General features: G+C 41.3%; 19 protein-coding genes. 8 read left to right on the plus strand and 11 right to left on the minus strand.

What is annotated here, in order from left to right; genetic code table 11:
* The first annotated feature begins 22 nt into the window (after nt 1–22).
* The 3 genes from PL9214_RS22580 (at nt 23) to PL9214_RS22590 (ending at nt 1,547) form a co-directional block, all read left to right on the plus strand.
* Nucleotides 23–943 (plus strand): IS5/IS1182 family transposase, encoded by a 921-nt coding sequence (locus PL9214_RS22580; RefSeq protein ID WP_072717485.1) that lies wholly within the window; start codon nt 23–25, stop codon nt 941–943.
* 131 nt (nt 944–1,074) lie between these two features.
* Entirely contained in the window at nt 1,075–1,290 is a 216-nt protein-coding gene (locus tag PL9214_RS22585) for a GvpL/GvpF family gas vesicle protein (RefSeq protein ID WP_437126728.1), read from the plus strand.
* 14 nt (nt 1,291–1,304) lie between these two features.
* A complete protein-coding gene (locus tag PL9214_RS22590) occupies nt 1,305–1,547 on the plus strand; it encodes a gas vesicle protein GvpG (RefSeq protein WP_072721105.1) in 243 nt (80 codons plus the stop codon).
* 202 nt (nt 1,548–1,749) lie between these two features.
* Here the strand turns inward: PL9214_RS22590 and PL9214_RS22595 are convergent, their stop codons facing one another.
* On the minus strand, nt 1,750–2,067 hold the full coding sequence (locus tag PL9214_RS22595) for a gas vesicle protein (RefSeq protein ID WP_072721106.1): 318 nt from the start codon (nt 2,065–2,067) through the stop codon (nt 1,750–1,752).
* Nucleotides 2,068–2,209: 142 nt separating this feature from the next.
* Between PL9214_RS22595 and PL9214_RS22600 the strand changes: the two genes are divergently transcribed.
* From PL9214_RS22600 to PL9214_RS22610, 3 genes are all read left to right on the plus strand, one after another.
* Complete coding sequence (locus PL9214_RS22600) at nt 2,210–2,893, plus strand: GvpL/GvpF family gas vesicle protein (protein WP_072721108.1); 684 nt, start codon at nt 2,210–2,212, stop codon at nt 2,891–2,893.
* A gap of 12 nt (nt 2,894–2,905) precedes the next feature.
* Nucleotides 2,906–4,807 carry an ArsA family ATPase gene (locus PL9214_RS22605; RefSeq protein WP_083580133.1) on the plus strand — a complete coding sequence of 634 codons (1,902 nt, stop codon included), beginning with the start codon at nt 2,906–2,908 and terminating at the stop codon, nt 4,805–4,807.
* Between the two features lie 169 nt (nt 4,808–4,976).
* On the plus strand, nt 4,977–6,824 hold the full coding sequence (locus tag PL9214_RS22610; RefSeq protein WP_072721110.1) for an AAA family ATPase: 1,848 nt from the start codon (nt 4,977–4,979) through the stop codon (nt 6,822–6,824).
* Nucleotides 6,825–7,172: 348 nt separating this feature from the next.
* Here the strand turns inward: PL9214_RS22610 and PL9214_RS22615 are convergent, their stop codons facing one another.
* The gene (locus tag PL9214_RS22615; protein ID WP_072721112.1) at nt 7,173–8,447 is read right to left on the minus strand and encodes an NAD(P)/FAD-dependent oxidoreductase; all 1,275 of its coding nucleotides are present in this window, start codon (nt 8,445–8,447) and stop codon (nt 7,173–7,175) included.
* Nucleotides 8,448–9,189: 742 nt separating this feature from the next.
* On the opposite strand from PL9214_RS22615, the gene PL9214_RS22620 reads away from it, so the two are divergent.
* Both PL9214_RS22620 and PL9214_RS22625 read left to right on the plus strand, forming a co-directional pair.
* Nucleotides 9,190–9,624, plus strand: coding sequence for a hypothetical protein (locus PL9214_RS22620; protein ID WP_072721114.1), 435 nt, complete (start codon nt 9,190–9,192; stop codon nt 9,622–9,624).
* 160 nt (nt 9,625–9,784) lie between these two features.
* Complete coding sequence (locus tag PL9214_RS22625; protein WP_139295131.1) at nt 9,785–11,854, plus strand: ABC1 kinase family protein; 2,070 nt, start codon at nt 9,785–9,787, stop codon at nt 11,852–11,854.
* A gap of 90 nt (nt 11,855–11,944) precedes the next feature.
* Here PL9214_RS22625 and PL9214_RS22630 read toward each other — a convergent pair whose 3' ends face one another.
* From PL9214_RS22630 to PL9214_RS22670, 9 genes are all read right to left on the minus strand, one after another.
* Complete coding sequence (locus PL9214_RS22630; protein WP_072721118.1) at nt 11,945–12,586, minus strand: LON peptidase substrate-binding domain-containing protein; 642 nt, start codon at nt 12,584–12,586, stop codon at nt 11,945–11,947.
* A 353-nt stretch (nt 12,587–12,939) separates the two neighbouring features.
* The gene (gene rpsJ, locus PL9214_RS22635; protein ID WP_072721120.1) at nt 12,940–13,257 is read right to left on the minus strand and encodes a 30S ribosomal protein S10; all 318 of its coding nucleotides are present in this window, start codon (nt 13,255–13,257) and stop codon (nt 12,940–12,942) included.
* A gap of 140 nt (nt 13,258–13,397) precedes the next feature.
* A complete protein-coding gene (gene tuf, locus PL9214_RS22640; RefSeq protein ID WP_072721121.1) occupies nt 13,398–14,627 on the minus strand; it encodes an elongation factor Tu in 1,230 nt (409 codons plus the stop codon).
* Between the two features lie 132 nt (nt 14,628–14,759).
* On the minus strand, nt 14,760–16,838 hold the full coding sequence (gene fusA, locus PL9214_RS22645; protein WP_072721122.1) for an elongation factor G: 2,079 nt from the start codon (nt 16,836–16,838) through the stop codon (nt 14,760–14,762).
* Nucleotides 16,839–16,906: 68 nt separating this feature from the next.
* Complete coding sequence (gene rpsG, locus PL9214_RS22650; protein ID WP_072721124.1) at nt 16,907–17,377, minus strand: 30S ribosomal protein S7; 471 nt, start codon at nt 17,375–17,377, stop codon at nt 16,907–16,909.
* A gap of 132 nt (nt 17,378–17,509) precedes the next feature.
* Entirely contained in the window at nt 17,510–17,881 is a 372-nt protein-coding gene (rpsL, locus tag PL9214_RS22655) for a 30S ribosomal protein S12 (protein ID WP_026786431.1), read from the minus strand.
* 248 nt (nt 17,882–18,129) lie between these two features.
* Nucleotides 18,130–18,459: a HesB/IscA family protein gene (locus tag PL9214_RS22660; RefSeq protein WP_072721125.1), complete on the minus strand. Its 330-nt coding sequence runs from the start codon at nt 18,457–18,459 to the stop codon at nt 18,130–18,132.
* Nucleotides 18,460–18,520: 61 nt separating this feature from the next.
* Nucleotides 18,521–18,937: a cupin domain-containing protein gene (locus PL9214_RS22665; protein ID WP_072721127.1), complete on the minus strand. Its 417-nt coding sequence runs from the start codon at nt 18,935–18,937 to the stop codon at nt 18,521–18,523.
* A gap of 211 nt (nt 18,938–19,148) precedes the next feature.
* A complete protein-coding gene (locus tag PL9214_RS22670; RefSeq protein WP_072721129.1) occupies nt 19,149–21,128 on the minus strand; it encodes a phosphodiester glycosidase family protein in 1,980 nt (659 codons plus the stop codon).
* Nucleotides 21,129–21,306: the final 178 nt, after the last annotated feature.

Here is a 21,306-nt window from a genome sequence, read left to right on the forward strand (position 1 = left end):
TAAATTTTACCCCGGATTAGAGATGAGTAAATTAAGAGACTATCTGGACAAGAATCCCCAGCAAGCAAAAAGGCTATTAGGGATGGAATATGAACAGATGATAGAACTCATTCAAGCTGCGGAGTTATTAGAAGAAGAAAAACGACAGGAAAAAGAAAAAACTAAAATCAGGTTGATTAAAGCAGGTGGGGGTCGTCGGCAGAAATTATCTGTGGAGGAACAAATCTTACTGACTCTAATTTATCTGCATCAAATGCCGACATTTCAAATGTTAGGGTTACAGTTTGAAGTCAGTGAATCAACAGCGAATGATATTTTCCATAACTGGATAAAAATCTTGAGAGAATTACTACCAGCGAGTTTGCTAGAGCAAGTAAAAAAAAACGAGAGTGATTGGGAGTGGGTAGAAAAAATTCTGGTGGAATTTGAGTTAGTAGTAGATAGCTATGAACAGCCCAGGGAAAGACCAACAGACAATGAAGAGCAGAAAAAATATTACTCAGGAAAGAAAAAGACACATACCTTTAAAAATCAAGTCATTGTCATGCCAAATGGAAAAGAAATAGTGGATGTAGCTGTGGGTTATACCGGAGCAACAAGTGATCTGAAATTGTGGAGAGAAAGAAGCCAGGAATTGGGGAATAATCAAAAATACAGAGGGGATAAAGCTTATGTAGGAGAAACAGCAATTAATACACCGTATAAGAAACCGAGGAATCAAGAGATGTCGGCGGAAAAGCGAGAAGAAAATCGGTTAAAAGCCCAACAAAGGATTGTAGTTGAACATTTAATAAGACTGATAAAAATTTATCGAGTTGCTTCAGAAAGATTTCGGTTAAAGAGGCAAAATTATGAAGCAGTAATCTTGACAGTATGTGGATTAATAAGATGGCGAATAGGAGCGATTGTATTACCATCTAAGAATTGCCCAGAATTCTTTTGAGAAATAATTGTATATCAGAGATAAAATTCATTAGTTATTATTAATGTGACTGAAAAAGCCTATGAATCCGTTACTTTTGGAGAAGCCGTCACAGGAGTGCTAGAGATTCCAAAAGTAGCGATAGAGGGCATTTGGAGATTTTCGGAGATGTCTATTGTGCTCAAGAGGTTGTAGAAAACGAGCCGATGATGGATGATATGATTTACAATACGGCTTATTTAATTCCTTGGGATCAAGAATCTGAATTTAGTCAGAAAGTTGAAGCGATCGATCAACAATTTGGCGATCGCTTGCGAATTCGCTACAACAATTTAACAGCACCTTATACCTTTGCTCAACTCATGTAAGGAGAGTATCAGTTATGTTTCTTGATCTTTTATGCTTTCCTGTTACCGGGCCCCTGAATGGCTTAATCTGGATCGGAGAGAAAATTGAAGAGCGTGCAAATACGGAATATGATGACACTGAAAATTTGCACAAATTATTATTATCATTACAACTAGCTTATGATATGGGCAACATTTCTGAGGAAGAATTTGAAATTCAGGAAGAAGAACTTTTATTAAAAATTCAAGCTTTAGAAGAAGAGTCTGTAGAGAACTAGCCTCAATGTTCTGATCGTCTTCATGAGTAGAAAAAGATAAAAATTATTGTTGAATTAAAATCCTAATCTTGCGTTTTCATAATCTAATTGATTGATAAAAACTAGAGATAGGATTATTTTTTTCTATCATGATCTTAAAAAAGCGGGTTTTACAAGGTAAAGAATTCAAGCAATTCTCATCTTTAACCCGCACTCTTCAGTTTTAATATTCCAGGTAAAAGGCTTGGAAATTAGAAGACTGAGCAATCGGTTTAGAAGGATGAAGCATTTTAGGTATAGTGGGATTAGCTTGGCGTAAATCTTGAATAGTCTGTTCTGTACTATCGATTTGATGATTCAGAACCGTGAGACGATTTTTTAACTGTTGAAGTCGCTGTTCCATCAATTGTAATTCTTTTTGGATGCGCTGTTTTTCAGTAATCAACTTATACAATTCAAGTTGCTGAGATGCTTCAGATTTATTCCGAGGCATAGTGCTGATTTTAGGTTTGATTGGGCCTTTAACACGATTACTGGTCATAAGAATTCCTGAATAGTTTATAATATTATAGCGAGGAATTGGATGTTATACAGGGTTTCCTTAAAAAAAAGACTAAAACCGAAATTTAACTTTCCAATACAAAGATTTGTAAAATTTTTGAAAAATTTCTTTTGCCAGCCCTATGAAATTATATAATTTATATGCTTACGCTTTTTTAAAAACTCCAAAACAGATCTTGAAATTACCTGTTGGAATTGCCAGCCCAGTTTTACTGATGGCTTCAGGAAAAATCTCGGCTCTAGTAGAACCAGATGTCTGTTTAGATGCCTTACAAAAGGATAATGAACGCTTAATTCAAGCGGTTTTATCCCATGATCGTGTCATCTGCGAATTGTTTCAGCAAACGACAGTTTTACCCTTACGTTTTGGCACGTCTTTTTTAGAGGGAGACAATTTACTTGATCATCTCGGTTCTAATAGCGAAGAATACCAAGAAAAGCTCCAACAACTCCAAGGAAAAGGGGAATATATTTTAAAATGTATTCCTCGTAAGTTAGAGGAACCTGTTCTAGGTTCAGAGATGACGGGAAGACAATATTTTTTAGTTAAAAAACAGCACTATCAAACCCAACAAAACTTTTATATCCTGCAAGCAACAGAATGGCAAAAGGTCGTTCATTTAGTTACCGATCAGTATCAATCAACGATTATCAATGCTTGTCCAGGAGCAGAATCACGAATTTATCTTTTAGTGCCTTGTCAAGATGAACCTTTCCTAACTAATCATTTCTTGAATTGGCAGAAAGTTTGTCCTCGTTGGGAATTGCAATTAGGACAAGTTTCTCCACCCTATCACTTTATTTAACTGAGTTTATATATGACTAACTTTCACCCTGTAAACAACATTCTTAACCCTTATGACTCTCGCCATTTAGTCATGTTTAGTGGCAAAGGAGGAGTGGGAAAAACCACCCTTTCCTGTGGATTTGCTCGTCGTTGGGCTAAATTATTTCCTGATGAACAAATCCTATTAATCTCAACAGATCCAGCCCATTCTTTAGGAGATATCTTACAAACACAAGTCTTAGATCAAGCATTACCTTTAAAAGACTTACCGAACTTAAAGGTTAGAGCGTTAGATGCGGGAAAATTACTATTAGAATTTAAAGAAAAATATGGAAAATTTTTAGAACTCTTAGTTGAACGAGGCAGCTTTGTTGAAGGAGAAGATTTAACCCCTGTTTGGGATTTAGACTGGCCCGGTTTAGATGAAATTATGGGGTTATTAGAAATTCAACGGTTACTCACTGAAAAAATAGTTGATCGAATTGTTGTTGATATGGCTCCTTCCGGTCATACCTTAAATTTATTAGGAATTAAAGATTTTTTAGAGATTATTTTAAATTCTTTGGAATTATTTCAAGAAAAACATCGAGTCATCTCCCAAACCTTTGTAAAAACTTACAATGCGGATGAAGTGGATGACTTTTTGGTCAAAATGAAATCGGAATTAACCGAAGGAAAACAACTATTGCAAGATGCCAGTTTCACTGTTTGTTTAGTTGTGGCCATTGCAGAACCGATGAGTTTATTAGAAACCGAACGATTACTCAAGAGTTTGCAGCACTTAAATATTCCCTGCGGTAGTTTATTTATCAATCGAATTTTATCCCCATCAAACCTAAACTTAGATCGCTATAGCGAACAACAAGAACTTCTGAGTAAATTCCTTAAACTTCCGGGTCAAGATGCCATTTTTACCCTTCCCCAACAATCAACAGAACCTCTAGGGGGTGAAGCTTTAGATCTGATCATGAGCCAAATTCAAACCCTTGAAACTGTAGAATTAGTTCCCCCACCTCTTATCCAATGGCCAGAAAAAATTCTCCCTAGTTTTAGCGATTTTATTGCTGAAAAACGTCAATTAATTATCATTGGAGGAAAGGGAGGTGTAGGTAAAACAACTGTTGCTGCTGCCCTAGGTTGGGGATTAGCCCATCGTTATCCTGAGAAAAATATTCGGATTATTTCTATTGATCCAGCCCATTCTTTAGGAGATGCCTTTGGGGAAAAATTAGGACATCAACCCACACAATTAACCGCCAATTTAAGCGGTCAAGAAGTCGATGCTGATATTGTTTTAGAGCAATTTCGCAATGATTATTTGTGGGAACTTGCAGAAATGATTAGCGGTGAAGGCAAGGAAGACGGATCGATAAAACTGGCCTATACTCCTGAGGCTTGGCGACAAATTGTAGCTCAATCCTTACCGGGAATTGATGAAATGCTCTCGTTAGTAACCGTCATGGATTTATTAGACCAGAAACAACAAGACTTAATTATTTTAGATACGGCTCCTACCGGTCATCTTCTGCGTTTTTTAGAAATGCCAACCGCTTTAGGGGAGTGGTTAGCTTGGATTTTTAAGCTGTGGATGAAGTATCAAAATGTATTAGGGCGTTTAGATTTAATGGGGCGATTGCGAACCTTAAGGCAACAAGTGATGCAAGCCCAGAAAAAACTAAAAAATCCCCAACATACAGAATTTATTGGGATTCTGCAAGCCCAAGATGCCATTGTTGCCGAACAAGTTCGATTAACAGCATCTTTGAAAAAAATGGGAGTCTATCAACGCTATGTCGTGCAGAACCGTTATCACGCGCATGAGGAAATTGATCGGGATTTATTCCCGGATCAAACTCTGATTCGCCTACCCAGTTTACCTCGGTCAGTGGAACCTCTAGCCCGAGTTAAAGGGGCTGCCGATCTTCTGTTTTAAAGGCATTGATAGCAACCCCCTGGTGCAATTAGGACATGAGAAATCATTGAAACCCCGGTTTTTCGGTTTTTTACCTGGACTCATCGCTACTATAGGTGTAAACCTTAGATTCCTCAACCCCATCTTATCTACCCAGCCTCTATTGTTCAATTGATTCAGGAGAAATTTTATGACAGAGTTATTCAAAGGTTTTGAGCAATTAGTCGAACTGGCGAAAACCTTAGAAGAAAAACTTGAAAAAGGAGAAATTAAAACTGAAGTGCAGTTTAGTTCTCGTCCCTTGAGTAATATTCCCCGTTCTGGTGGGATTCCCCGTCCAGGCGGCATTCCCCGCACGAGCAGTTCTGGTGGGGGTGATTTTGAGGTCAATCGCAGTCGCTCATCTTCCCCCTCAGATTCAGGATTTGAAGACACTATGACACCCCCAGAAGAAGCTACCACCCCTTCCCTTAAAGACGTTGGCGGATTGACAGAAGTTCTCAAAGAACTCAAAGAACTGATTGCCATTCCCCTAAAACGCCCCGACTTATTAGCGAAATTAGGACTCGAACCCACTCGTGGGGTGCTGTTGGTTGGCCCCCCAGGAACAGGCAAAACCCTGACCGCCCGTGCCCTGGCGGAAGAACTCGGTGTTAACTATATTGCCTTAGTCGGGCCAGAGGTGATGAGTAAATATTATGGGGAAGCCGAACAACGACTGCGAGGAATTTTTGAGAAAGCCGCAAAAAATGCGCCTTGTATCGTTTTTATTGACGAAATTGATAGCATGGCTCCTGATCGCAGCAAAGTGGAAGGGGAAGTGGAAAAACGACTCGTTGCCCAACTGCTGAGTTTAATGGATGGCTTTTCCCAAGCTCAAGGGGTGATTGTTCTTGCCGCCACGAACCGCCCCGACCATCTTGATCCCGCCTTACGCCGCCCCGGACGGTTTGACCGAGAAGTGCAGTTTCGGGTTCCTGACCGCAATGGACGTTTAGAAATTCTCCAGATTCTCACCCGTTCCATGCCCTTAGATGAATCGGTTTCCTTAGCTTTGATTGCGGATAATGCCGTGGGATTTGTGGGGTCAGATTTAAAAGCAGTTTGCCAGAAAGCAGCCTATAGTGCTTTGCGACGTCAGGTTCCTACGATTGAATCCAAAATTCCAGAAATCATGACAGTCAGCCAGTCCGACTTTTTGCAAGCCCTCAAAGAAGTTAAACCTGCGGTGTTGCGGTCTGTGGAAGTGGAATCTCCCCATATCGCTTGGGACAATATTGGCGGACTTGAACAAATTAAACAAACCCTACAGGAATCTGTGGAAGGAGCATTACTCCATCCCCAATTATATATGCAAACCAAAGCCCAAGCACCCAAAGGCATTTTGCTTTGGGGGCCACCGGGAACGGGGAAAACCTTATTGGCGAAAGCCGTTGCATCTCAGGCGCGAGCGAATTTTATTAGTATTAATGGCCCGGAACTTCTGAGTAAATGGGTGGGAGCCAGTGAACAAGCGGTACGGGAGTTATTTGCCAAAGCTCGTCAAGCTGCGCCTTGTGTAGTGTTTATTGATGAAATTGATACCTTAGCTCCAGCAAGAGGCCGTTATAGCGGGGATTCTGGGGTAAGTGACCGAGTTGTGGGACAAATTTTGACCGAGTTAGATGGATTGCAAACGGGGGCGACGATTTTGGTGATTGGGGCTACAAACCGCCCGGATGCGTTAGACCCAGCTTTATTACGGGCGGGACGGTTAGATTTACAGTTAAAAGTGGATTTACCGAGTGCTTCTAGTCGTTTAGCAATTTTACAAGTCCATAACGATGAACGTCCTTTACAGGATGTGGATTTAGGTTATTGGGCCGAAGCAACGGAAGGCTGGAATGGGGCGGATTTAGCGTTATTATGTAACCAAGCCGCACTGGTAGCGATTCGTCGTTATCGGCATCAGGGAATGACTGACCCGACTGAGATTCGGATTACAACGGGTGATTTCAATGCTGCTTATCAAGTGTTAGTTGAACAGCGTGCAACTTAATATCCTACTGTCCCCTATGTCAGGGTGAACGAAGTTAAGCATCTCTGGTTAACTTACAACTCCCATTCCACAGATATTTCAGAAGATTTAATTTCTGATTAAATTGGAACCAATAAAAGTCCAAATTATTACATAGCAATAATTTGGGCTTTTTTTAATGTAGGATAATAATTGAGAGAAAGGGTAAAATATAGCACCACGCATTTTTTTAGAATCAGTGGAAAATTTTAGCCTTCATCTGCGGAATGTGGGTTTTAATCTTAAAACTCTTTTTTTCGAGAAACCGGATTTTTTAAGCTTTAAGTTCTTCCTAAAGTTCTTTGAAAAAACCCGGCTTCTCAAATAAAATTAACCTTTCAACGACTTCAAACGATCTGCCTCAAAGGGCGCACCTTTTAACATCCGATTCCAATATAACCAAGGTAAAATATAACGCTTGGCTAACCACATACTATAACGTTCTTGTGTGGGGTCAAAGGGAAAACTAGAGTCAGGTTTATTTTCATAAGTAAACTCCGCCATAATCGTTTTTCCATAACCCGTAATTAACGGACAGCAGGTATAACCATCATAACTTCCTGTTAGTTTTTGAGACTGAATTAAACTGTAGAGATTTTCCACTAATGCAGGTGCTTGTTTCCGAATTGCTGCTGCGGTTTTAGAAGTCGGTAGGGAAGAAGCATCTCCTAACGCAAATACATTCGGATAAATGTTATGTTGTAACGTTGTTTTATTCACATCTACCCATCCCCCCGGTTGTACTGCTAAGGGACTATTTTTAATAAAATCCGGGGAACTCATGGGTGGCGTGACGTGAATTAAATCATATTTAATCCTGACTTCCTCCACTCCATTAGCCGTTGTGACAGTAAAAATGGCTTCTTTGGTTTCGGGTTTAATCGCTTTGAGATTATGTTGATACTTAACATCAATATTGCGACGTTCCACGACTTTTTCTAATGCTTCACAATAGCCCGGAATGGGGAACATTTTACCAACGGCTGTACAATACATAACCTGGCTTTTTTCCCGTACCCCATTGTTGCGGAAGGTATCATCCGCTAAATACATAATCTTTTGGGGTGCTCCTCCACATTTAATGGGTGTGGATGGAAAGGTAAAAATTGCCGTTCCCCCTTTAAAATTCTTTAACAATTCCCAAGTATAGGGCGCGTATTCTAAAGAATAATTACTTGTGACTCCATTTTTACCAATGGCATCTTTTAATCCTTCGACTAAATGCCAATCAATTTGAATCCCTGGACAAACCACTAAGTATTGATATTGAATGCGCTGGCCATCTTGGGTAATGACTACATTATTTTCCGGTTCAAATTGATCCGCATAAGCTTTAATCCACTTGACACCAGGAGGAATACAGTCTTTTTCGTCTTTAATCGTATCGTCAATGTTATAAGCACCCCCACCCACTAACGTCCAAGCGGGTTGATAGTAATGTTTCTCTGAGGGTTCAATAATAGCAATATCCAGGCTAGAATCTTTCCGCATCAGTTGGGCGGCGACGGTAATTCCTCCGGCTCCTCCCCCAACAATCACAATTTGATGGCGGGCTGTATGGGGTGTTGTATCGGAATTTGATGCTTGTAGGTTTGTACTTGACATAATGGCTGGTCGCTTTTGGACAAATCTCCTTTTTGAGTGTAGAGGGGAAGTCACCCTTGGGCACAATCCATTAACAACTTTTAAGAATTATGGCCCAAAGGATGATTTTAGGCTTCTCCTCAACCCTTTTATTCTCTGTTAGAAATTTTTTTAGATATCTACCTTAACTCCTTCACCGCAAATCTTGGGGAGAATAATTATTAACATTAATCAATAAATTTATTTTATAATTTTTGATAAAGAGCTTTAAAAGTATTAATTTAGAATCTATATTCTAATCATTTATGGATTGATTGCTAAAGGATATTGCTTTTTTAGAATTTATTTTAAAAGTCTATGAATACAATCACTTATTGCTCATCATTTAAAAAATAAAAATCTATCTTTATGAAGATTTACAAAAATTAATTTATTTGTTATATTTATTAATACATAAAAAAGTACCTGGTTATCAATCGATAATATAGTACATATTTATAATTAAACTCTATGTTTTTTCCAAAACAAAGCCATCTCATCGGTATTAAAGGATTACGGATTCCTCGAAAGTAATTGTAAAATATTTATCCTATTCGGAATTTAATTTTAGGATTAATATAGATTTAAGGAGGAGTTAAGAGGCAATTTAACCCCTAGAATAAAAATAAGGAAATACCCATTAGTCGATTGGCTCTGCTTTTAGGTTAAATTTCTGCTCCGTCAACCTTAAATTTAGCAATTAAAACCTTAAAACAGTAGACTTATGGCTTCACAACACCAAGTTAAACAATATTTAGCCTACTGGTTTCAGTTAGGTAAAAAAGTGTTAATTCGCAACGGTGCAGAATCTCGCTTACCCCAACCTGTCGTTCAAGGAGACAGATATAGCCGCGAGTTTGAGGACTGCTGGAAGGAAATCCTTTCCCCTGACTCTGGGGAGTGTTATTTGGAAGGCACAGAGCAAACCATTGAAGATCTGCTCTCCTCACAATGGGAAATTGAATCCTGTGCCCGTTGTTCTCTCTCAGTTCCGGTGAAAGTTGCGGGAATGCCTCCTAATTGTTGTCCCTGCTTCGATTTACCCACCTGGCCGAATCTGGAAGCTCCCTTACCCCGTCTTCCGGTGAGTACCCGCCTCTATCTCTTGAATATTTGCAACCGACTGACCCACACAACAGAAACAGGGAATTGTGAGTAGGGTTAATTCCCCATCAATCGGACGGTCTTTCTGGGGAAGTAAAGGACTTGATTGAGATATTGTTACAATAGTTAACAGAAATTCCCACCTAAGTCCTACATTTATGGAAGTCAAGACGGTATTGCCTGCAAAGCCCCAGCTTGATTCAGATTCACCCCTGATGACCATTACTCCCCTGCAACCGAGCAGATCTGTTTTTCCGCCAACCGTTGATGTGTCCTCAGAATTTGTGGAAGAACATCACCAACTGCCTCAACCGTCAGAGGTGACAATCGATGATGAATCTAATCAGCCTGCATTACGGTACGATCCGATTGCCATTGCAGATTATTACCGTTCTCGTGTGTTCCAAGTCTGGGGACGCCTGTTAAGCATTATTGGAAAATTGGGTTTCTTTGCCTTGGGATTATGGTTAGATGGCAAAGGCGGAAAAAACCTAAAAACTGATCGCAAACGCGCAATTCAACTGCGAACCACCTTAACAGAACTCGGCCCGGCATTTATTAAAGTGGGACAGGCGTTATCCACTCGACCGGATTTAGTACCCCCTTTATATTTAGAAGAATTAACCAAATTACAAGATCAACTCCCTCCCTTTGCCAATGAAGTCGCCTATCAATTTATTGAAGAAGAATTAGGCGATCGCCCAGAAAATATCTATGCTGAATTAAGCCCTGAACCCTTAGCAGCCGCCTCTTTAGGACAAGTTTATAAAGGTAAATTAAAAACTGGGGAAGTTGTCGCGGTCAAAGTCCAGCGTCCGGGGTTATCTGAAAGCATTGCCCTCGATATTTATATTTTACGAACCTTAGCACAATGGGCTAAGAAAACCTTTAAGTTTATCCGTAGTGATTTAGTCGCCATTATGGATGAATTTGGGGGTCGCATTTATGAAGAAATGGACTACAACCATGAAGGACGAAATGCGGAACGATTTCGACAACTTTACGGCAATATTCAGGATATTTATGTGCCTCGAATTTATTGGGAATATACGGGACGCCGTGTATTAACAATGGAGTGGATCAACGGTTCTAAATTAACCAATTTAGAAGAAGTTGCAGCCCAAGGCATTGATGCCCGTTACTTAATTGAAGTTGGGGTGCAATGTTCTTTAAGACAATTATTAGAACATGGGTTTTTCCATGCCGATCCCCATCCAGGTAATTTATTAGCCAGCCCTGAAGGTAAGTTAGTTTATCTGGATTTTGGCATGATGAGCGAGGTTAAACCCTATCAACGCTATGGGTTATTAGAAGCCGTTGTGCATTTAGTGAATCGAGATTTTGAAGGGTTAGCTAAAGATTATGTCAAGTTGGAATTTTTAACGCCCGATACCGATTTAACACCGATTGTTCCGGCTTTAGAAAAAGTATTTAGTAATGCGTTAGGAGCGAGTGTTGCTGAATTGAATTTTAAGAGTATTACGGATCAACTCTCGGAATTAATGTATGATTATCCATTCCGCGTTCCGGCATACTATGCGTTAATTATTCGATCTTTAGTAACATTAGAAGGCATTGCTATTAATGTTGATCCGAACTTTAAAGTTTTAAGTAAAGCTTATCCTTATGTAGCCAAACGATTGTTAACTGATCCTTCCGTTGAATTAAGAACGTCCTTGAAAGATTTATTGTTTAAAGAGGGTTCATTCCGATGGAATCGATTAGAAAATTTACTCAAGAATGCTCGAAATAGTGATGATTATGATATTAATGAAGTGTTAAATCAAACCCTAGACTTTTTATTCTCAGAACGGGGAGAATTTATTCGGGAACAGTTAGGCAATGAGTTTGTTAAAAGTATTGATGTTGCTTCTCGTAATGCGTTAACGACGGCTCAATCTAAAGTCGCCGAATGGATGGGGGTGAAACTGGTTTCTACTCCTGCAAAAGAACCTCAAGTCACCTCCACTCAAAATAATTTAGAACATATTCAACGCATTGTGAGTATTCTTCAAGAAACGAAAGGGTTTGATCCGATGCTATTAGTGCAGCGTGTTCCGAGTTTAATTGTTAAACCGGAAGTCCGACAGTTGAGTCAAAAAGTAGCTGGAGAATTAGCCCAACGAGCTGCCGCCAGACTGATTCGAGAGTTATTTTTATCTTCTGATCCTTTAATTTCTGAGGATACTAAACTGGAACCTCCTGTTGAACGAAATGGACATTCTACTCAGAACAAATCTACCTCTCAACAGCCTTTATCTTTACCCCCCAGTCGTTACTCGTAGGCTGCGTTAATACACAAAAAAACCGGGTTTTCTCAGTAGCGTAAACTCAAAAACCCGGTTCGAGATTATCTCTTTTAAATTAAACATCAGTTAATCTAAAGCATCCTTAAGTGCAGTCCTTGCTGCTAAATGATTACGGGTTGATGTTAAAATCTCCACTTCCCGTTCCAAACGTGCGACAGTATTTTGCATCTCTAATAGGGTTTGTTGTTCTGTTGCGACTCCATAGAGATTACTCGCAACCCAATAGGAAAGTTCCGTCGGTAAATCAGGAATATCATCAGGAAGCTCAATATTTTGTTCCATCAACTTTCCTGAAAGATGAACCACATCGCGCAACAAACGCTCTACTTCCGTTGCTAAAGGTCTTAAATCCTGTTGGGGGGGTTCATCTTCGATCCATTCTACTAAACCCACCAAATAAGGTTTTTCCCGAACCGCTTCTAATACCCGAAACCGTTGCTGTCCTAACGTCAGCATTTTAATTCGATCATCCGGTAAACGTTGGTATTGGACAATTTCGGCACAGCAACCCACGGAAGCGACTTGACCTTGATTCGGATCAAACATCAATACCCCAAAACGGCGATCCGTATTAAGGATGGTACTCATCATAATCCGATAGCGAAACTCAAAAATATGCAGGGGTAACGGTCTACCTGGAAATAAAACCACTTCCGGTAGAGGAAATAGAGGAAGCTCTCGAACAGCAATTGAGGAAAAGGATGCCATTGTCCGTTAAATAAAACCTATTCACAACGACGCATAACAAAACAAATCTAGTGGTGATAGAGTTTCATGCTAACTTCCTGCTTGATTCTGGTGATGTCGGCATCATCCAGTCCACAGACGAACACGGTCTAACCGACCACTTATAGATAATACTCAACGATGCCTTACCAGATTGAAAACTGCTCTATCAAACGTCAGTTGGCTCTGGAGCAGGTATCCTCGGATTGACGATGCTAATACCGTTACTTGTGCAAGAATTATAACAGATCTTTTGTATCAATTTCTGAATATCAAAAAACCTACTCAAAACCCCTCTTGAAAGGTCAGGTTGAGTAGGTTTAGAACGTTGGAGCTTAGAGTTTTACTTCAATATCAACCCCAGCCGGTAAATCCAATTTCATCAAAGCATCAATGGTTTTAGAAGAAGGCTGATAAATATCAATAATGCGTCGATGGGTACGAGTCTCGAAGTGTTCCCGTGAATCTTTATCAACGTGAGGAGAACGCAATAAACAGTAAATCCGGCGTCTTGTGGGTAAAGGAATCGGCCCAATAGCAGTGGCGCTGGTACGATTAGCCGTATCTACAATTTTCTCACAGGAGGTATCAAGTAAACGGCGATCAAACGCTTTGAGACGAATCCGAATTTTTTGCTGTTGAATAGTAGCCATTTTGATGTTGAGTTTTCTAGGTTCAGGATGAAGGGTTTGATAAATTTTCGTTTTTCTAAGATAGAAGGCGGAGAAAAGGGAATCAAACCTTTCTCCTTTTCTGCCACCTTTCCATCAACCAGACTGTTTAATTCTGGTGTCTACTTCAAGATTTTGGACACAACGCCCGCACCCACAGTCCGGCCACCTTCACGAATAGCAAACCGCATCCCTTGTTCAATGGCGATAGGGTTGAGCAGTTGTACCGTCATTTTAATCCGGTCACCAGGCATAATCATTTCCGGTTGGCTGCCATCATCAGCAGTGAAAGCACTGATCGTTCCAGTCACGTCCGTTGTCCGTACATAGAACTGAGGACGATAGCCTTGGAAGAACGGTGTGTGACGACCGCCTTCTTCTTTGGTCAGAATGTAAACTTCGGATTCAAATTCAGTGTGAGGCGTGATCGAACCGGGTTTGGCAATCACCATTCCCCGTTCAATATCACCTTTCTGGATACCGCGTAACAGAAGTCCGGCGTTGTCTCCAGCCATCCCTTCATCCAGACTCTTCTTGAACATTTCTATTCCCGTAACGGTGGTAGCACGGGTTGCTTTAATTCCGACCAATTCAACGTTATCGCCCACCTTGACTTTACCCCGTTCAATCCGGCCCGTTGCCACTGTACCCCGTCCAGTAATGGAGAATACGTCTTCAACCGCCATCAGGAATGGTTTGTCAATATCACGCTCAGGAGTGGGGATATAGGCATCGACTTCTTCCATGAGTTTGTAGATTTTATCCACCCAAGGATTATCCCCTTTAGCTGTTTTGGGATTAGCAACCATTACATCTAAAGCTTCTTTGGCAGATCCAGCCACAATGGGGATATCATCACCGGGGAAATCGTAGGAGCTTAACAGTTCCCGCACTTCCAGTTCTACCAGTTCTAACAATTCAGCATCATCTACCATGTCTTCCTTGTTCAGGAACACAACGATATTGGGAACCCCGACCTGTTTGGCTAACAGGATGTGTTCACGGGTTTGTGGCATAGGGCCATCAGCCGCAGACACCACTAAAATTGCACCGTCCATCTGGGCGGCACCGGTGATCATGTTTTTCACATAGTCAGCGTGACCGGGGCAGTCAACGTGAGCATAGTGGCGATCTGCGGTTTCATACTCAACGTGAGCCGTATTGATCGTAATCCCCCGTGCTTTTTCTTCGGGTGCGGCATCAATTTCGTCGTATTTTTTAGCAGTGGCTTGACCCAGGGCTGCCAAAGTCATGGTAATTGCAGCCGTTAAAGTGGTTTTACCATGGTCAACGTGACCAATCGTACCGATGTTAACGTGGGGTTTTGTCCGTTCAAATTTTGCGCGTGCCATTTTGAATTACAAATTGAAAGTTTTCAAGAATAATAATTGAGGAAAGGGGTCAGGTGTCAGGGGTGGGTTGTTGGCTTTTGGGGGTTAACCTGCAACCGGCAACCTCAAACCTGACAATCCGCGAGTGCCTATTTAGTTTCCTTTGCTCTTGGCAACAATAGCGTCAGCAACGCTACGAGGAACTTCCTCATAGTGGCTGAACTCCATTGTGAAAATGCCACGACCTTGGGTTTTAGAACGGATGTCAGTTGCATAACCAAACATCTCAGCTAAGGGAACCTTAGCGGTCACTTTGGCAATACCCTGAGCCGTATCTTGGCCCTCAATTTGGCCTCGGCGAGAGTTGAGGTCTCCAATGACGTTACCAATAAAGTCTTCTGGGACTTCTACCTCAACTTTCATCATCGGCTCTAACAGCACGGGTGACGCTTTACTCACCGCTTCTTTAAGTGCCATGGAGCCAGCGATCTTGAATGCCATTTCTGAGGAGTCTACATCGTGGTAAGATCCATCCACCAGAGTGGCTTTCACATCAATCAGGGGATAACCTGCAACCACACCCGTTTCACAAGCTTCTTTGATTCCTTGTTCGGCTGGGTTGATGTACTCTTTGGGTACAGTTCCCCCAACAATTTTGGAAACAAATTCAAATCCGCTACCCGGTTCACCCGGTTCGAGATTAATCACAACGTGACCGTATTGACCTTTACCGCCACTTTGACGGATGAATTTGCCTTCGGCTCGATTCACAGGTTTGCGGATGGTTTCCCGATAAGCAACTTGAGGAGCACCAACATTCGCCTCCACTTTAAACTCCCGCAGCATCCGGTCTACCAGAATTTCCAAGTGGAGTTCACCCATCCCAGCAATCACGGTTTGGTTCGTCTCAGAATCAACGGAAACCCGGAAGGTGGGGTCTTCCTCTGACAAAGACTGGAGAGCTTTGGAAAGTTTTTCCATGTCCTGTTTCGTTTTGGGTTCCACCGCAACAGAAATAACAGGCTCAGGAATAAACAGAGATTCCAAAATAATTGGGTTCGCGTCATCACAGAGGGTATCACCGGTCAGGGTATCTTTCAAACCCAATGCCGCCCCTAAGTCTCCAGCCCGGAGTTCATCGACTTCAATCCGATCATCAGCTTTGAGAACGATCAAGCGAGAAATCCGTTCTTTCTTATTTTTTGAGGAGTTTAAAACATAACTCCCCTTTTGCAGAACACCGGAATAGACCCGCACAAAGGTCAAACGGCCATAGGGATCAGCCATGATCTTAAAGGCCAGTGCCGATAAGGGAGCATTATCATCGGCATAACGGACGGCAATTTCACCATCGGGTAAGGTTCCCTGAATCGGAGGAACTTCCGCCGGAGCCGGGAGATAGTCAACCACCGCATCTAACAGTTGTTGTACCCCTTTGTTTTTGAAGGCTGAACCACAAAGTAAGGGAACAATTGTCCCATCAATCGTTCCTTTGCGTAACTGCGTCCGAATTTCTTCGTTCGTCAGTTCTTCCCCTTCGAGATACTTCTCCATCAGGTGATCGTCGGTCTCAGCAACTGATTCCACCAGTTTCACGCGGTATTCTTCAGCAACTGCTCTAACCTCTTCAGGAATATCATCCGTGACTTGGATATCCGTTCCTTTATCGTTGGTGTAGATATAAGCTTTCATCTCCACCAAATCCACTAAGCCTTGAAGATTGTCTTCACTTCCAATGGGGACTTGAATGGGAACTGCATTCGCTCTTAATCGATCGCGGATTTGTTCATAAACTTTGAAAAAATTCGCGCCCGTGCGATCCATTTTGTTCACAAAGACAATCCGAGGAACTTTATAGCGATCGGCTTGTCTCCAAACGGTTTCAGATTGAGGCTGAACACCGCCAACGGAACAAAAAACTGCAATCACACCGTCTAACACCCGCATGGAACGTTCGACTTCAATGGTGAAGTCTACGTGACCCGGAGTGTCAATGATATTGATCTTATGATCTTTCCAACTGGTAGTAATCGCGGCAGCCGTGATGGTAATTCCACGCTCCCGCTCTTGAGCCATCCAGTCGGTTACTGCGGTTCCTTCATGGACTTCGCCCATTTTATGAACCACCCCAGAGTAAAATAAAATACGCTCTGTTGTGGTTGTCTTGCCCGCATCGATATGGGCTGCAATACCAATATTCCGTACTCTCTCAAGCGGGACGGTACGTGCCACAGCTACCTCCTTTTTAAACCTTTATTAAGATTTTATACGTTTACGGATATCACTGCTATCCCCAATTTTTAATACCGATAATGAGCAAAGGCTTTGTTAGCTTCTGCCATCCGGTGGGTTTCTTCCCGTTTGCGAACTGCACTTCCGGTTTCGTTGGCAGCATCCATCAGTTCATTGGCTAATCGCACCGCCATGGAACGTCCGGTTCTGGCTCTAGCATATTGAATTAACCAACGTAAAGCTAAAGCTGTTCCCCGTTCTGAGCGAACTTCCATCGGAACTTGATAGGTTGCACCGCCAACCCGTCGTGCTTTCACTTCAACGAGGGGGGTAGCATTGCGAACGGCTTTTTCAAAGACCTCTAAAGGTTCTGAACCCGTTCTTTCTTCGATTGTTTTTAGCGCCTGATAAATGATCCGGTAAGCAATGGATTTCTTTCCATGTTTCATGATGCGACGTACCATCATGCTAACTAAGCGACTGTTATAAACCGGATCGGCGGGAATCGGACGCTTTTGTACAACTCTGCGACGAGACATATTGTATCTTCCTCAACACAATAGATGATTTTAGATTCGAGCGTGATTAGTACAAGTCATCACAGGCTAGATGCTGTTAGTCTTGAGCTAACAACACCTAGCTTGCTTCAACTTGACCATGACTCAAAGCTCTTATTTAGGACGCTTGGCACCATACTTCGAGCGTCCCTGACGACGATCTTTGACTCCCGCCGTGTCTAATGTTCCCCGAATAATGTGATATCGAACTCCAGGCAAATCTTTCACCCGACCGCCTCGAATCATTACTACGGAGTGTTCTTGCAAGTTGTGACCAATACCCGGAATATATGCTGTCACTTCATAGCCAGAGGTTAGCCGCACCCTTGCCACCTTACGCAGCGCGGAATTAGGTTTTTTAGGGGTGGTTGTATAAACCCGTGTGCAGACTCCCCGCCGTTGAGGGCAACTCTTGAGGGCGGGCGATTTTGTTTTCTTCTGAGTCTGTTCCCGTGCAGAACGAATTAGTTGCTGGATAGTGGGCATGAGTTACGACATACTGAATTAATTCGGCAATTTGAAGTTTTGAGGTATCTCCACTGAAATATCCCTCCCCGATCTGGGGATGGGACTTTCTTTCAAAAGTTAGGGTCAGATGTTGACACCCAAAAGATCATAATAACCTATCCAGTCACTTTTGGCAAACTTTCTGTTGTAGGGAACAGGGAACAGGGAACAGGGAACAGGGAACAGGGAACAGGGAACAGGGAACAGAAAAGATAAGATAAAGGGTTTTAGGTTTGAGGAACAAAAGAATAGCTACAACTACAGCTTTGGGAGGCGTTGGGGTTTTGGAAGCGAAACCCACCCCCCATTAAATCTTCAGAATAGTCAATGGTTAAGTTTTCTAGGTACTTTAAATTTTCCGAGGCAATCACAATGTCAATCTCAGGGAATTGATAAACGACATCACTCGACTGGCGTTGGTGATCAAATCCCATTGTATAAGACCAGTCGCAGCAGCCTCCCTTTTGAACTCCAAGACGAAAGAGGAGATGAGGATGATTTTGCTTGGACTTAAGGCGCAGAACCTCACGAGTTGCTGCTGGACTGAGAGAAATCATGGAACACCTGCTTACAAAAATGTTAACCCATTTTTAGATTACCAGGGGGAATGGGTTCTAGTCATGCAGGTGTACGAGAATAGTCATCTTGGAACCGAATAATATCATCCTCTCCCAAATATTCTCCATTCTGGACTTCGATTAATACAAGGGGAATGACACCGGGATTTTCCAAACGGTGAGACATACATTGAGGAACATAAGTAGATTGATTCGAGAATAAAATTTCTTCACAATCCCCACACACAACCCTAGCAGTTCCTGCCACAACAATCCAGTGTTCACTGCGATGATGGTGCATTTGTAAACTCAGCCGATGACCGGGTTTGACTTCAATGCGCTTAATTTTATATCCTGGCCCTTCTTCGAGTGTCGTAAATGAACCCCAAGGTCTCAATTCTGTTGTGGCATTACATACAGTCGGGAGATTCTCGGTTGAGGGTTTAGAATTTTCAACAATTTCCTGGGCTACTACCATGATTCTATTTCCTTATCAAAGGTTTGACGGAAGTTCTATTGTTGTTAAAACCTAGAGTGGTATTGGTGAACACTTGGGTGAATCTCAACGTCCTCAAGAATACTTACCACAACCACCATAGCAAATACACCCTAGCTTACTGTCATCTATAATAATCGTCTTTAACCTAGCACTGGTCAAATCTTTACAGAACATTAAAGTTGACTGTTAGCTATTGGTTGTTGACATTTAACGATTCACCTGTTATCACAATTCCTAAACCGTTATGAACGGGTGCTGCTGTGGGGAAAGGACGATCTAAATAGTATCCCCCTAAATAGAGACTGGTAGAACTTCCTCCGTCTAAATTTAAAGCGGTTATTGCTTCTAATTTTTGCAGAATTTGAGCGAGTTCGGCTAAACTAGGGCCAGAACCATTGGGACGGTTATGAACGGCTAGTATGAGTAAAGTATTATTGGGAGTGATTGCAATTGCGCTGCGGATAGCTTTTTGTTGTTGAAAGGCGGGATTAAATCGTTCTAAGGCTGCATCTAAAACAATTTGACGATTTTGAATTAATAACGGCCCTGCGCCTAAAATATTAGGATAATTTTGAAAATCCGAAGGTTCTGTTTGACTTTGTAATTGTAAACGAGTTCCGATGGGTAATAAATTTAATAAATCAGGACGGCTTCGGATCACTAATAAATAACCTTGAACCGGAATAGGAATGGCAGGTGATCCTGATTTTGGGGCATCAATATGACGAGTAATTTGGTTATTTTCAACAACAATAATTTTTTCTTGATTGTTAATTGGAGTATAACTGTTTCCCCAATCAGAAGTATAACGAGAAATTCCGGCTTCTACATAACCGCTATTTAGATATTGTAAAGGTAAAGTTTGACCCGAATCTGTGGTTATAGTTTCTCTTAAGATTAAACGATTCATAATGATCGGTTTATCTTGTCCCCAAGCCATAGCACCTCGATTTAATATCGGACTCGATAACCAGTTATTATTGAATCGAATAGCGCCCAAAGGATATTGATTATTTCGATTAAAAAATCCTCCGTTAATGGCTGCTAAAACGTCTGCTTTTTGAGCTATATCTAATAAAGGTGAAGTGCCTTGGCGAGAATTAACATTACTTAAAATAGGAATTAAGCTAATTTGAGGTTGTTTTAAGTCAACTTCTAACCAATACACCGGAAATCGTTCAACCGATGATTCTGGAGTCTTGAAAATTCGATTTAGTAAAGATCCTAAAGATGTCGTCTCGGTTTTAGGAATTTCAATATACTCCTGTCTCCACCTAATTCCCGGTTGCCATAAAATATTTTTAGACTGTAAAAAATCGGGTTTAATTTCCACTATTAAACGATAGGGAGAGTCTAAGCTTGTTACAACAGGTCGCCAACCTGGAGGAACGCTAAATTGTAGACGAGTTTGGGAATTTTGGGATTGTAATTTTATATTATAAATATTATTGGATAACAGTTGAGGATTAGCCTTAGCCTCTAAAATTAAACTCCAATCTTGTAATGTGGGAGGAGAAGGTTGAGCAAGTTTAGTTTGATTCTGAACCGTTGGATCATCGGTTAAAGGTGGAGATGAAGGTTGAGGAGTTGGAGAGGGTAATCTTTTTTGGACATCAGGAATAGGTTGTTGCCAAATTGTTGGTTTATCGAGTTCAATAATAATTTTTTTTAGTATAAAGTTAGATGGTTTTAGAGATGGTTCTATTTCTAAAGGTAAAGGTTCAAAACTAATAGATTGGATAATAGAGGGTGGAACTGTAATTTTTAAAGTTGTTCCATTGGGTTGAATTTCCCATTGAGAACTTGCTGGAAAATTCGATAAATCTAAATAGCGATAGGGACGAATATATTGAGCCGATAAAATAACTGAATCAGAAAACCATTGAATCGGTTGTTGAGAACTATTATTAGTATTGAGTAAATTCACTCCGAGATTCTGCATTAATCCAATATCACTAATTTGTACAGAATCTTTTGAGGTTCTGTTAGTTGAATCAATTCTCCAAGGAATATTAATTAAATGGTTATTCAATTCAATACTATTCCCGTATTGTGAAGAATTATTTATTCGGGGTGTGGCTAGAGTGTTGATTGGGACAGTGCTTAACCCGATTAAACTTAATAAGAGAATCAGATTTTTTGGGGGTTGAGTTAGATTAAAATTAAGCATATTTTGACAAAAATGTAAACGGAGAACCTATTGTCATTCTGAGCGCAGCGTTCGCGTAGCGTTACGTCAGCCAAAGAATCTCTGAGTATCTTCGAGGTTAACAATAGATGCTTCACTTCGTAGATGCTTCACTTCGTAGATGCTTCACTTCGTAGATGCTTCACTTCGTAGATGCTTC

Source organism: Planktothrix tepida PCC 9214 (genome assembly GCF_900009145.1).
Classification (GTDB): Bacteria; Cyanobacteriota; Cyanobacteriia; order Cyanobacteriales; family Microcoleaceae; genus Planktothrix; species Planktothrix tepida.